At 69.5% G+C, this 12,248-nt stretch carries 12 protein-coding genes; 9 read left to right on the plus strand and 3 right to left on the minus strand.

The features are described from left to right. Positions 1-326: 326 nt before the first annotated feature. On the minus strand, positions 327-1,448 hold the full coding sequence (locus DX03_RS03645) for an HDOD domain-containing protein (protein WP_038686417.1): 1,122 nt from the start codon (positions 1,446-1,448) through the stop codon (positions 327-329). A 150-nt stretch (positions 1,449-1,598) separates the two neighbouring features. Beyond that, the gene (gene ppa, locus DX03_RS03650; protein ID WP_038686419.1) at positions 1,599-2,135 is read right to left on the minus strand and encodes an inorganic diphosphatase; all 537 of its coding nucleotides are present in this window, start codon (positions 2,133-2,135) and stop codon (positions 1,599-1,601) included. 184 nt (positions 2,136-2,319) lie between these two features. Between ppa and DX03_RS21385 the strand changes: the two genes are divergently transcribed. The 6 genes from DX03_RS21385 (at position 2,320) to DX03_RS03685 (ending at position 9,960) form a co-directional block, all read left to right on the plus strand. Beyond that, positions 2,320-3,237, plus strand: a complete 918-nt coding sequence (locus tag DX03_RS21385) for a hypothetical protein (RefSeq protein WP_244880176.1) — start codon at positions 2,320-2,322, stop codon at positions 3,235-3,237. Positions 3,238-3,287: 50 nt separating this feature from the next. Further along, on the plus strand, positions 3,288-4,508 hold the full coding sequence (locus tag DX03_RS03665; protein WP_038686420.1) for a hypothetical protein: 1,221 nt from the start codon (positions 3,288-3,290) through the stop codon (positions 4,506-4,508). Between the two features lie 45 nt (positions 4,509-4,553). Next, positions 4,554-5,222 (plus strand): Vgb family protein, encoded by a 669-nt coding sequence (locus DX03_RS03670; protein WP_051598734.1) that lies wholly within the window; start codon positions 4,554-4,556, stop codon positions 5,220-5,222. Positions 5,223-5,282: 60 nt separating this feature from the next. After that, positions 5,283-5,783: an RNA polymerase sigma factor gene (locus DX03_RS03675; RefSeq protein WP_038686421.1), complete on the plus strand. Its 501-nt coding sequence runs from the start codon at positions 5,283-5,285 to the stop codon at positions 5,781-5,783. A 132-nt stretch (positions 5,784-5,915) separates the two neighbouring features. Then, positions 5,916-6,878 carry a FecR family protein gene (locus tag DX03_RS03680; RefSeq protein WP_038686423.1) on the plus strand — a complete coding sequence of 321 codons (963 nt, stop codon included), beginning with the start codon at positions 5,916-5,918 and terminating at the stop codon, positions 6,876-6,878. Between the two features lie 157 nt (positions 6,879-7,035). Beyond that, positions 7,036-9,960, plus strand: a complete 2,925-nt coding sequence (locus DX03_RS03685; RefSeq protein ID WP_038686425.1) for a TonB-dependent receptor — start codon at positions 7,036-7,038, stop codon at positions 9,958-9,960. 54 nt (positions 9,961-10,014) lie between these two features. On the opposite strand, the gene DX03_RS03690 is transcribed toward DX03_RS03685, so the two are convergent. Next, positions 10,015-10,272, minus strand: a complete 258-nt coding sequence (locus tag DX03_RS03690; protein WP_038691855.1) for a DUF2789 domain-containing protein — start codon at positions 10,270-10,272, stop codon at positions 10,015-10,017. A gap of 203 nt (positions 10,273-10,475) precedes the next feature. On the opposite strand from DX03_RS03690, the gene DX03_RS03695 reads away from it, so the two are divergent. Genes DX03_RS03695 through exbB form a run of 3 tightly spaced genes read left to right on the plus strand, consistent with a single transcriptional unit; the run spans position 10,476 to position 12,245 of the window. Continuing rightward, positions 10,476-11,069 carry a biliverdin-producing heme oxygenase gene (locus DX03_RS03695; protein WP_038686426.1) on the plus strand — a complete coding sequence of 198 codons (594 nt, stop codon included), beginning with the start codon at positions 10,476-10,478 and terminating at the stop codon, positions 11,067-11,069. Further along, a complete protein-coding gene (locus DX03_RS03700) occupies positions 11,069-11,446 on the plus strand; it encodes a YbaN family protein (RefSeq protein WP_038686428.1) in 378 nt (125 codons plus the stop codon). The genes DX03_RS03695 and DX03_RS03700 overlap by 1 nt, the downstream gene beginning before the upstream one ends. 52 nt (positions 11,447-11,498) lie before the next feature. Beyond that, on the plus strand, positions 11,499-12,245 hold the full coding sequence (gene exbB, locus DX03_RS03705) for a tonB-system energizer ExbB (protein ID WP_081797138.1): 747 nt from the start codon (positions 11,499-11,501) through the stop codon (positions 12,243-12,245). The last annotated feature ends 3 nt before the right edge of the window (positions 12,246-12,248 follow it).

Here is a 12,248-nt window from a genome sequence, read left to right on the forward strand (position 1 = left end):
AGGGGCCTACCGGCTGCTACGGGGCTCGGCTTGCGGTAAGCAGGGGAAGCCAAGCCTTTCTGGCGCTGTCGGTGGGTCGGGCGCTGGGCCCCCATGCCCTTGGAGGCGAAATAAAGGGGGAGGGGGCAGCCGCAGGCCGACGCCGGAGGACATTCGCCGGAAAGGGCATGGGGGCCCAGCGCCCGACCCGCCGACGGCTGTGCCTGAAAAGCGTCAAGGCACGTTTTTGCTTGCCCCGCACATGGGTGAAGAGCCACAAAAAAGCCGGCCACTGGCCGGCTTTTCCGTTGCACTGCTGCCCCGCGTCATGGCGCGGGGCGGTGCCCTCAGGCTTCTGCAGCCACCAGCCCCATCAGGCCGTTGGCGTGGTCGCGCCACTGCGGCAGTTTGTGCAGCACGCCGGCACGCTGCAGGTATTCCTCATCCACCGGGTCACCGTTGATCAGCGCCAGTGCCACGTGCACCGCACCGGTCACCCAGAAGCTGCGCGTGTTGGACTTCTGCGGCTGCAGGTGGAAGGCCACCGCCTCGATGATCGGCATCGGCAGGCCCCACAGGCCCAGCAGGTAGGCGCCGGCCTCGGCATGGCCAGGGCGTTCATCGGTTGCGTCGGCCGGGGCGCCGCGCTCGTTGCGCACGCCCGGCAGCAGCAGCCCGATGTCCGCCAGCAGGGCGGCGGTTGCACCCAGCTCGGCGCTGGAATCGGGCAGCAGCTTGGCTGCCAGCCGCGAGGCCAGCAACGCGCGCTGCTGCAGCGAATTGCGTTCGGCACCGGACAACGCCGAGGCGGAGAACACTTCGCTGGCCAGCACCAGGTCGCGCAGGGTCGACAGGCCCAGCCGCGTTACCGCGGTGCGCAGGTCGGAAATGGTGCGGCCGCTGTTGAAGAACGCCGAGTTGGACAACTGCAGCACCTTCGCCGCAATCGCCGGGTCGGCCGACACCAGCTTGGAGACATCGGCGGTGTTGGTGTCGTCGTCGTGTTCCAGCGCCTGGGTCAGGCTCAGGTACAGGTGCGGCGGTGAAGGCAGCTTTTCGATGCGACCGATCGCGCTGCGCAGATGCGCGCTGTCGAGCAGTTCGCGCAGTTCTTCCAGGCTGGTCAGTGCTTCCAGCAGCACTTCCGGGGCCAGCGGCATCGGCAGGAAGCGGTGGGCCACCCCGATCAGGCGCGCCGGCGGTGGGCGGTTGTTGTGGTCGGCATCTACCAGCGCGATCCGGATCGTTTCCGGGCGCAGGGTACGGATCTGCCCCAGCAGCGTGGTGGCCGTGAGATCGGGCAGGGTAGGGCAGGCAATGACCGCGTCCACCGGACCGGCGGCGACGATGCTCATGGCCGACTGGCCATCGGAGGCCGTCAGCGGTTGCCACTCTTCCCCAAGATCGGCAATGAAATCCATCAGTTCAGCCGACAGGCTGGCCTGGTCCCCAACAAGCAGAATGCGCACGACAAGTCCCCTGGCTGACCACGGTGAAACGCACCGTGGACGGTGTGAAGACGCAATGTACCCAATCCGGCACAAATAGTGATGTGCCGCAGTCAAAAAACGTGATGTCCATCGCTTCGGCGGCCAGCGCCGAAGCGATGCGGTTCAGCCTCAGCCGTTGTTGCTGAGGTAGCGCTGGTGCGCTTCCACCAGGATCTGCTTGGCTTCGGCAGCGCCGGCCCAGCCGTCAAGCTTGACCCACTTGCCCTTTTCCAGGTCCTTGTAATGCTCGAAGAAGTGGCCGATGCGCTCCAGCCAGTGGCTGGACACCTGCTCGATGTCTTCCACGTGGGCGTAGCCGCTGAACACCTTGGAGATCGGCACGGCCAGGATCTTCTCGTCGCTGCCGGCTTCATCGCTCATCTTGAGCACGCCGACCGGACGGCAACGCACCACCGAACCGGGGATCAGCGGCAGCGGCAGCACCACCAGCACGTCGGCCGGGTCACCGTCGCCGCACAGGGTGCTCGGCACGTAGCCGTAGTTGCACGGGTAGCGCATGGGGGTGGACAGGATGCGGTCGACGAAGATCGCGCCGGTTTCCTTGTCCACTTCGTACTTCACCGGCTCGGAATCCTTCGGGATCTCGATGATGACGTTGATTTCTTCCGGCGGGTTCTTGCCGGGCGAGACGAGTTCCAGACCCATGGGTGTACTCCGAGAGGGGGATGAAGGCAGATAGCCCCCCATTTTATGCCTTTGCCGGGCCGCGTGCAGCGGGGGCCGGATGACCGCCCCGCGATGGGTTTTCCCACGGCCCGGCGCGGCCTTGCCGGATGGGCCCGTGCACCGGGCCAGGCCACGCTGGTTCTCCTTCCGTTGGAGTCTGGCCATGTACCCACGTTTCCGGCCGTTGCTGCGCCTGTTCGCCCTGCTGGCCTGGCTGCCCAGCGCCCCGCTGCTTGCCCAGCCGTTCGTCGACCTGGTGGATTTCCCGCGCAACGAGGCCAACTGGGACCGCTTCTATTCCCTGGAAGCCCATCTGGCGAACCGCTTCGACGCGGTCTGTGCCGATACCCTCTGCGAAGGCGACTACAGCAACCTGCGCGCACTGCAGCTGCGCTGCTCGGTCAACGCGGCCAGCGGGCAGGTGCACGCCTGCAACTGGCTGTTCATTGCCAGCGAACTGCAGGTGGCGCCGGACACGGGCGTGGTCCTGGTGGACAACCGACGCTGGGACTGTCCCTTGCCGCTGGGCACGGGGGTGGGGGTGGAGGCCTTCCATGCGTCGCTGGAACGCGCCGACGCGCTCGATGTCGTGCTGCCCGGTGCGGCGCTGTCCATCGGCGAGGCGGTGGGCGGCTGCCTCCAGCAGGTCCGGCAGCCGGAGCGCGCAGCGTCGGCGGCCCGTTACGTGGACGCGCGGGATTATCCCGGCCAGGGGCAGGGTGGGACGCGTTTCCGTGCGCTGGAACAGGCGCTGGTACGCGGTTTCGATGACGTCTGCGGCGACACCTTCTGCGAGGGCGAGTACTACAACCTGCAGGCCATGCGCCTGCGCTGTTCGGTGCACGCCGCCAGCGGGCGGGTGGGTGAGTGCCGGTGGACATTCGCCGGCAGCAACATGGACGTCGACGCCGCCACCGGCGCGGTCACGGTGGATGCCCGCGATTGGGCCTGCCGGCTGCCGCTGGCGGCGCAGACCCCCTTGCCGCGGCTGCTGGCCACGCTTCAGGGGCCGGAGGCCATCGACACCGTGTTGCCTGGCACCGCCACCACCGTGTACGAAGGGCTGACCACCTGCCTCTAAGCTGCGGCGCGATCGCTGCATGTGCCGCGCCGGGCAGGTAGCCTGTGCAGATGGATGCCCTCATCACGGCTGCCGCTCGCGCCCTTGCCAACGGCGATGTGCTGGCCGCGCTTGGTTGCGTTGCGCTGCGCGACGACCCGCCCGCGCTGGCGCTGCGCGGCATCGCCATGGCCCAGCTCGGTCAACTTGATACCGCGCGTGACCTGCTGCGGCGCGCCCGTCGCGCGTTCGGCCCGCATGAGACGGTGGCGCGGGCGCGTTGCCTGGTCGCCGAGGCCGAGGTGGCACTGGCCATGCGCGAGCTGGCGGGATCGTCGCAGCCCCTGCAGGAGGTGGCGGCACTGCTGGATGCGCGGGGAGACGGCGCCAATGCGTTGCAGGCCTGGCTGATCCTGGCCCGGCGCTGCCTGTTGCTGGGCCGCCTGCGCGATGCCGAATACGGCCTGGCCCAGCTGGCCGACCGCCCGATGCCGCCGGCGCTGGCCGCCATGGCCGAGTTGACCGCTGCCGCACTGGCCTTGCGTGCGCTGCAGGTCGCACCGGCGCGTGCCGCCCTGGCCCGCGCCCAGGCAGCGGCCGAACGCGCCGGCATCGCCCCGCTGCGGCGGGAGGTGGACGAGGCGCGCGCCGCGCTGGACCGGCCGGCCGCCCGCAGCCTCCAGGCCGGCGTGGCGCGCACCCTGCGCATCGAGGATGTTCCGGCCCTGCTCGCGTCCGGCGCGCTGGTGGTGGATGCATGCCGACGGGGCGTACGCACCGGCACGCAGTGGCACTGTCTGGCGCGGCGTCCGGTGTTGTTCGCCTTGCTGCGCGCACTGGCCGAGGCGTGGCCGGGTGGGGTCGAACGCGATGTGCTGATTGAACGGGTCTTCGGTATTGCCCACCCCGACGACTCGCTGCGTGTGCGGCTGCGGGTAGAGCTGGGCCGCCTGCGCGCGCTTATCGCCGCGCAGGCCCGGATTGACGCCACCCCGCAAGGATTCCGGATCCAGCCCTGCCACGCGCAGACGGTCACGGTGCTGGTGCCCCCGTTCGATGGTGAGCAGGCGGCGTTGGTCGCGCTGCTGGCCGACGGTGCCGCCTGGTCCACCTCGTCGTTGGCGCTGGCGGTGGGCGCCAGCCAACGCAGCGTGCAGCGTGCGCTGGCCGAGCTGCAGGCCGCGGGGCAGGTCCACACCCGGGGGCGTGGCCGGGCGCAGCGCTGGCGGTCGGTGCCGCTGGCCGGTTTCACGACGATTTTGTTACTCCCTGCCGCGCTGCCGATTGGCTAGTGTCGCTGGCAGGCACCGCCTTCCACGGGCCAGGAGACTGCAACGATGAACACGGACACCTTGGGTACCGCTGCCCCCGTAGAGGCCGCCGAACTGGTGCGCGAATACGGCCCGTTCGCCGGCTCGGACTGCGTCAACGGCGTCAGCTTCGACGGGCACCACGTATGGGCGGCCACCGGTGCTGCGCTGGTGGCGTTCGACCCGGACAGCGGCGACGCGGTACGCACCCTGGCACTGCCCTGCGATGCCGGCACCGCCTTCGACGGCACCCACCTGTACCAGATCGCCGGCGCGCGCATCGACCGGATCGATCCGCGCAGCGGCGAGGTGCTGGCGTCGATCCCCGCACCGGGCGGCGGCACCGACTCCGGCATGGCCTGGGCCGAAGGCAGCCTCTGGGTGGGGCAATACCGGCAGCGCCGCATCCACCAGGTCGACCCGGCCACCGGCAGCATCCTGCGCACGATCGCGTCGGACCGCTTCGTGACCGGCGTGACCTGGGTGGACGGCGAACTCTGGCACGGGACCGACGAGGCGGGGCAGAGCGACATCCGCCGCATCGACCCGGCCAGCGGCGCGGTGCAGCACCGCCTGCAGATGCCGGACGGACGCGGCGTCAGTGGATTGGAGTCCGACGGTGCCGGGCTGTTCTACTGCGGCGCCGGCCACGGCAGGGTGTGCGCGGTGAAGCGCCCGGCGCCCGCACAAACGTGACTCATTCGCATTTGCGGGGTAGCATGGCGCGCCTTCCGCCCCGGCCCCTGCGTCCGTCGCATGACCACCAACGCCTCCGCCCTCACCGAGATGCTGATCCGCGAACGCCCGGCGTTGCTGCGCCTGGTGCAGCGCATCCTGGGCAATGACGGCGGCGCCGAGGACGTGATCCAGGCGATCTGGTTCAAGGCGCGCGGGGTGGACAGCGGCCAGGCCATCGACAACCCGCGGGCCTATCTGTACCGGCTGGCCACCAACCTGGCCACCGACCACGGGCGTGAGCGCACCCGCCGCGCGCGCCTGCTGGCCGAGCATTACCTGTGGGGACCGGACGAAGTGCTGTCGACCGAAGAACAGGCGATGGCCCAGGACGAACTGCAGCGTGTGCTCGCCGCCGCCGAGCACCTGCCCGAGCCAACCCGCACCATCTTCCGGCTCAACCGCCTGCAGGGAATGACCCAGGCCGACGTGGCCAAGCGCCTCAAGGTGTCGGTGACGACCGTGGAGAACCACGTGCGCGCTGCCCTGCAGCGCCTGGCCTGGGCCCGCAACGGGCGCTGATGGCGCCCGCGCGCGTCATGGCATTGGGGAACCGCACCCGCCATTCGTCTTGATCATACTGGGGCGGTGTCGCGTGCCCCGCTTCCGTCCCTTGCCGGTGGCATTGCCCCCGACCGCGCCACCCCGCCAGCCATGAGCCCGCCGCACATCGATCCGCTTCCGCCGCCGTCCGCATCCACCGAGTCTGTCGCCGTCCAGGCGCAGGCGTGGATCGCGTGGCTGGCCTCCGGCACGGTGGATGACACCGGCATGCAGGCCTTCGAGCGGTGGCTGGCCGCGCCGGGCCACCGGCGCGTGTTCGAACGCGAACGCCAGCTCTGGCGCAGCGTGGGGCCACGGCCGCAGGCCACCCTCGCGCCGCCGCGCCGGCGTGCGCGGGTGCGCCGCTGGTCGCTGGCCGCTGCGGCGGTGCTGGCGCTGGCCTGGGTGGCACCGGATGCGTGGCTGCGGCTGCAATCGGACCACCGCACCGGTACCGGCATCGCCGAGGTCGCGCTGCCTGACGGCAGCCGCGCCGTGCTGGATGCCGATTCGGCCATTGCCGTGCAGTTCGATGGCCAGGTGCGCCGCATCGCGCTGTTGCGCGGTCGTGCCTGGTTCCAGGTGGCGCCCGGCCAGCCGCAGCGGTTTGAAGTGCGCGCGCAGGGCGGGGTGGTCGAGGATATTTCCACCGCGTTTGCGGTATCCAGCGACGCCACCGGCGTGCAGGCCGATGTGGAACAGGGCCAGGTGCGGGTGGCGGCCAGCGACGGCGGTGGCTGGACCTGGCTGCAGGCCGGGCAGCGTGCCGCATTCGCGCCCGGTGGCCGCGTGCAGCGGCTGGCCGACGAGGCGCGCGACCGGATCGCGGCATGGCGGCAGGGCGAACTGCTGCTCGACGAAGTGGGCGTTGCCGAGGCGGTCCAGCGCATCGGGCGCTATCGGCGTGGCCCCACCTTCATCCGCGGCGACCTGGCGCAGCTGCCGGCGATCAACGCGGCGTTCCGCATCGACCGGCCCGAACAGGCGCTGGACGCACTGGCCGGCAGTGCCGGCCTGCGCGTCACCCGCCTGCCGATGGGCGTGGCGATCGTGCAGGTCGACGCCCGCAAGTAGCGGCGCGCGCTGCCGAACGAAATGGGTCTTGGGGTTGTCGCCGCCCCAGTCGTCTCACCCCCCGAACGTACCCGCCGCCGCCACGTACTTCGCAGCGCCCGCACACCGTATGCGGGGACGTCGCTTCTGCGATATCGCCTTCTCGACAGGTTCCATCATGCGCATCACCTCCTCCCCGGGCCGTTCTCCGCGTCCGTCCCGCCTCTGCATCGCCTTGCTGGCCGCCGGCCTGGTGGCCGCGCCTGCATTCCCGGCGATGGCCCAGGCCAGCACGCCGCGTGCCGCCGCCGTGCATCGCTTCGATATTCCCGCCCAGCCGCTGGCCGACGCACTGCGCACCTACATGCGCCAGTCCGGCGTGCAGGTGGCCTGGCCGGCAGCGCTCACCGAGGGCGTGCGCTCCAGCGCGGTCAGCGGCGACCTCGATGCGCAGCGGGCCCTGCAGCAGCTGCTGCGTGGCAGTGGTCTGGTGATGCGCAGCGTCGGGTCCGATGCGGTGACCCTGGAACCAGCCGCCACCGCCAGCCGCGAGGACGGCGTGATCGTCACCGACGCGCTGCGGGTGGCCGGTGAGCAGTCCGGCGACGGCGGCAGCGATGCCGCACGTGCGCTGGATGTGTACCGCACCGCCGGCTCCAGCGTGTACGTGCCGCGCGCCACGATCGAACGCTTCCGCGGCACGTCCGCGGCCGACATTGTCAAGGGCGTGGTCGGCGTCACCGCCGGCGACCCGCGTACCGCCAACGCGCTGGACCTCAACATCCGCGGCATCCAGGGCCAGAGCCGCATCCCGGTGATCATCGACGGTGGCCAGTCCAGCATGGACACCTACCGGGGCTACGCCGGCCAGTCGCAGCGCACCTACCTGGACCCGGACCTGATCTCCAGCCTCACCGTGACCAAGGGCCCCAGCCTGGGCGCCAACGCGTCCGGCGGCATCGGCGGCGTGGTCGAGATGGAAACGTTGAAGATCGGCGACGTGCTGCGCGAGGGCCAGGACGTCGGCCTGCGCGTACGCAGCGGCGTGTCCAACGGCAGCGCACGCGATGTGCCGGCGTATGGCGCTGCGCCGCGCAGCAACCGCAACAGCCTGGGCGGGCAGTTCTTCAACATCGCCGGTGGCAAGCACTGGGATGCGTTCGACCTGGTGGCCGCCTATGCCTGGCGTGACACCGGCAACTACTACGGCGGCAAGCACGGCTACGACGACTTCCCGCAGACCCGGCGCACGCTGGCCCCGTTGAATCCGCCCAACACCGAAGTGTTCAACACCTCGTCCAAGTCCAACTCGGTGCTGTTGAAGGGCACCTGGCGCATCGACGACACCCAGACCCTGGAAGCGGGCTACCGCCATTACAGCGGTCGCCAGGGCGAGATCATGGCCTCGCAGATCATCCGCGTGGACCGTGATCGCGTGCCGCAGTGGGAGCCGGGCAGTGTCGACATGGATGCCTACAACCTGCGCTACCGATTCAACCCGGGCAACGACCGCGTCGACCTCAAGGCCAACCTCTGGTACACCGACGCCGACAGCCTGATGTACAACGGCCTGACCGGCATCACCCCGTGGTACTTCGATCGCCGCACCGAGTGGTATGACGGCCCGAGCTTCAATACCGACCCGGGCTACAAGGACGCCTACCGCAACAGCATGCAGCAGCAGCGTCTCGGGTTCGACGTGTCCAACACGACCCACCTGGTGACCGATGCCGCGGGGGTGTTCACCTTCGACTACGGCCTGTCCTTCAGCGACGAGGACGTCGGGCCCGGCAAGAATGCGCCGATCATGCACGACGACCTGATCAACAACCGTTTTCTGCGCAACGCCGACCGCAAGGAATACAGCGCGGTGGCCTCGATGAAGTGGCAGCCCGACGACAATTGGGAAGTGCTGCTGGGCGGGCGCTTCAACCGCGTCAGCGTGCACGACCGCAACCGTCTGGCCACGCCGGACGGTGAGGAAGTGATCGGTCAGTACCGCTACACCCAGCTGCTGGACGGCAACCCGGCGCTGCCGGCCTGGCGTGCCAAGCGCATCGCCATGCTCAACTGGTACCCCGATGCGAACGGGCAGTTCACCGAAGCGTCGCTGCTGGCCTCGCCGTACAAGAAGGGCACCGTGGCCGACATCACCGGCTGGAACTTCCATGACATGACCGAGGCCGAGGACCTGATCGTGCCGACCAGCTGGACGTGGTCGCAGCCGATCCGCCGTACCGACCATGCCTTCATGCCGACTGCCAGCGTCACCTACCACTTCAACGACGACAGCATGGTCTACGTGAAGTACGCCGAAGGCGTGAAGCTGCCGAGCCTGTTCGAAAGCACGCTGGGCCTGTTCACCGCCGCCAAGCCGATCGGGGGCGAACTCAAGCCCGAACGCGCCGGCACCTGGGAAATCGGCGCCAGCACGGTCCGGCAGGGGCTGTTCACCGACGGCGATACGGCGGCGTTCAAGCTGGCCTACTTCAACACCCGCATCGATGACCTGATTACCCGCGACTACCGCACGCTGTCGGCCGGCTACATCCGCAACATCGACCGCTTCAAGGTATCGGGCATGGAATTCCAGTCCAGCTACGATGCCGGCAAAGTGTTCGCCGACCTGTCCGCGCACTATTACTTCGAAGCCAAGACCTGCGCGCCGGACATCGCCGCCGAGCGCCGTACCTACGGCGTGCAGCGCAGGATCGAAGAACTGGCCAATACCCCCGACTGCGTTGATGGCGGCTTTGAGGGTTCCTACAGCAACACGCAGAACCCGCCGCGCTACACCGTCAACCTGACCCTGGGCTCACGCCTGTTCGACGAACGGCTCAGCTTCGGCACCCGGGTGATCCACAACGCTGGTCCGATCAGCAAGCTGGACAAGGAATGGAACGTCGGCCTGTCGGCGATCCAGCAGCTGTACCGCCCGGCCACCGTGGTGGACCTGTTCGCCAGTTGGCAGGCCAGCGAGCAGTTCGCGGTGGACCTCAATGTCGACAACCTCACCGACCGCTACTACCTGGATCCCCTGGCGCTGGGCGTAATGCCGGCACCGGGCCGGATCGTGCGGCTGGCGCTGACCTGGCGCTACTGAGGGTGAGGTGATGTGCCCCACGGGGGCCGGCAACTGCCGGCCCCCGTGTTCGTTTCAGGCGCCGGTCTGCTGCGCCACCGCGTCGGCATGCAGGGCCTCGCCCAGTTCATCGACGATGATCGCCCAGTCCGCATCGGACTTGAGCTGCTCGGCCAGGAACTGGCGCTGGCCATCATTCCAGTACGGCGCCTCGACCAGGGCCACCTCGGCGGGCAGCTGGTGGTCAACGATGAAGCGCGCGATCGCCGCGTCGCTCGCGTCCAGGCCCAGCTGCAGGAACAGGTTGGTCATGCGCGGTTCGGTGGTGATCATCATGGCGGGGTGCTCCTCAAGAATGTGCCGTCATTATCGGTGCAGCCGCGTGAGGCCGACATCGCCGGATCGGGTAGGGGTGGCCGGCCGCGCAACCAGGCTTGGGGTTGCCGCCGTGGCAGACGTCTCAATCGGGAAACCTGCGCACGGCCTGTTCCCGGGGCCTGCGCGGGCTGCATTCCCCATTGCCCAGCACGAGCGCCATGACCGTCATCGATACCCTTGAAGCCACCCGCAGCCAGCGCCTGAAGGCCGCCACCCGCGACAGCCACGGCGCGCTGGACAAGCGCATCATGGCCGGCGACATCTTCGCCAGCCGCGGCCAGTTCGCGCGTTTCCTGCGCGTGCAGTACCGCTTCCATCGCGATATCGACGCGCTCTACGCCAACGCCGCGCTTGACGCCCTGCTGCCTGACCTGGAGGCACGCCGCCGGCTGCCGCTGATCGCGCGCGACCTCGCCGACCTTGAACAGATCCTGCCGGCCCCGGTCCCGATGCGGCTGGACCCGGACCTGGCGCTGCCAGCCGCGCTGGGCTGGCTGTACGTGGCCGAAGGCTCCAACCTGGGCGGCACCATCCTGTGCAAGATGGCCGCCAGACTGGGGCTGGATGCCGGTTTCGGTGCACGCCACCTGGCCGCGCACCCCGTCGGTGCGGCACGCCATTGGCGCGAGTTCACCGCCGCGCTCGACGGGGTGGTGCTGGACGACGCGCAGGAACAGCAGGTCATCGATGCCGCCGATGCGGCGTTCCGCAGCGTGCACGGACACGTCGAACTCGAGTTCGACGCGCGCTGATGCGCTGGCTGTGGTTCTGCCTGGGCTGGGTGATGGTGGCGCTGGGCGTGATCGGCGCGCTGCTGCCGGTGATGCCCACCACCATCTTCCTGATCCTGGCGGTGGGCTGTTTCGCCCGCAGCTCGCCACGCTTCGAACGCAAGCTGCTCGACCACCCCCGTTACGGCCCGGCCTTGCGCCTGTGGCGCGAGCAGGGCGCGGTGAGCCGCAAGGGCAAGGCCTTTGCGGCCGGCGGCATGGCGTTCGGCTTTGTGATGTTCTGCTGGGGCGCGCATCCGTCGTGGCGGCTGCTGCTGGGCGTGGGCGCGTTCTTCATTGCCAGCGCGGCCTACGTGCTGACGCGACCGTCGCCGCGCCTGCCGCCCACGCCCGAGTGAGCCTGTCCCTTGTTCCGGCGCGCGTTGCCGCAACGCCGCGCCCTCTTTCCTGATGAGCATGACCATGACTGTGTTGCTTCCCTTCGCCATCGCCGCCCCGGCACCTGCACTGACGCCATGGGGCATGTACCTGGCCGCCGACGTGGTGGTCAAAGCGGTGATGATCGGCTTGGCCGTCGCCTCGGTGGCCACCTGGACGGTGCTGCTGGCCAAGGGCTGGGAACTGGCACGCGAGCGCCGCCATCTGCTGCAGGCGCGCGCGCTGCTGCTGGAGAGCGTGCAGCTGCCGGACCCACAGCTCGACCCGCGCCTGCAGGAAGAACCCGTGCGCCTGTTGCTGGAGGCCGCGCGTACCGAGCTGCGGCTGTCGCCGCACGGCGGCGATCCGGCGGGGGTGAAGGAACGGGTCGGCTCACGCCTGGAGCGTATCGAACTGGCCTGTGCGCGGCAGGCGCGGCGCGGCATCGGCGTACTCGCCAGCATCGGCGCGATCGCGCCCTTCGTAGGCCTGTTCGGCACCGTGTGGGGGATCATGAACAGCTTCGTCGGTATCGCCCAGTCCAACACCACCAACCTGGCCGTGGTGGCGCCCGGCATCGCCGAAGCGTTGCTGGCCACCGCGCTGGGGCTGGTGGCGGCCATTCCCGCGGTGGTGATCTACAACCACTTCACCCGGGTGCTGGCCGGCCTGCGCGCGCTGCTGGGCGACCTGTCGGCGGCCGTGCAGCAGCTGGTGTCGCGCGACCTGGACCGCGCGGCAGTGCATGCCGGCCCGGTGCTGGCGCGCGCTGCGCACTGAGGC

Origin of the sequence: Stenotrophomonas rhizophila, from assembly GCF_000661955.1 — a bacterium.
GTDB classification, from domain to species: domain Bacteria; phylum Pseudomonadota; class Gammaproteobacteria; order Xanthomonadales; family Xanthomonadaceae; genus Stenotrophomonas; species Stenotrophomonas rhizophila.

Coding starts and splice junctions, on each gene's coding strand:
- ppa (WP_038686419.1), bottom strand. CDS start 2,135: ATGGGTCTGGAACTCGTCTCGCCCGGCAAGAACCCGCCGGAAGAAATC.
- DX03_RS21385 (WP_244880176.1), top strand. CDS start 2,320: ATGTACCCACGTTTCCGGCCGTTGCTGCGCCTGTTCGCCCTGCTGGCC.
- DX03_RS03665 (WP_038686420.1), top strand. CDS start 3,288: ATGGATGCCCTCATCACGGCTGCCGCTCGCGCCCTTGCCAACGGCGAT.
- DX03_RS03670 (WP_051598734.1), top strand. CDS start 4,554: ATGAACACGGACACCTTGGGTACCGCTGCCCCCGTAGAGGCCGCCGAA.
- DX03_RS03675 (WP_038686421.1), top strand. CDS start 5,283: ATGACCACCAACGCCTCCGCCCTCACCGAGATGCTGATCCGCGAACGC.
- DX03_RS03680 (WP_038686423.1), top strand. CDS start 5,916: ATGAGCCCGCCGCACATCGATCCGCTTCCGCCGCCGTCCGCATCCACC.
- DX03_RS03685 (WP_038686425.1), top strand. CDS start 7,036: ATGCGCATCACCTCCTCCCCGGGCCGTTCTCCGCGTCCGTCCCGCCTC.
- DX03_RS03690 (WP_038691855.1), bottom strand. CDS start 10,272: ATGATCACCACCGAACCGCGCATGACCAACCTGTTCCTGCAGCTGGGC.
- DX03_RS03695 (WP_038686426.1), top strand. CDS start 10,476: ATGACCGTCATCGATACCCTTGAAGCCACCCGCAGCCAGCGCCTGAAG.
- DX03_RS03700 (WP_038686428.1), top strand. CDS start 11,069: ATGCGCTGGCTGTGGTTCTGCCTGGGCTGGGTGATGGTGGCGCTGGGC.
- exbB (WP_081797138.1), top strand. CDS start 11,499: ATGAGCATGACCATGACTGTGTTGCTTCCCTTCGCCATCGCCGCCCCG.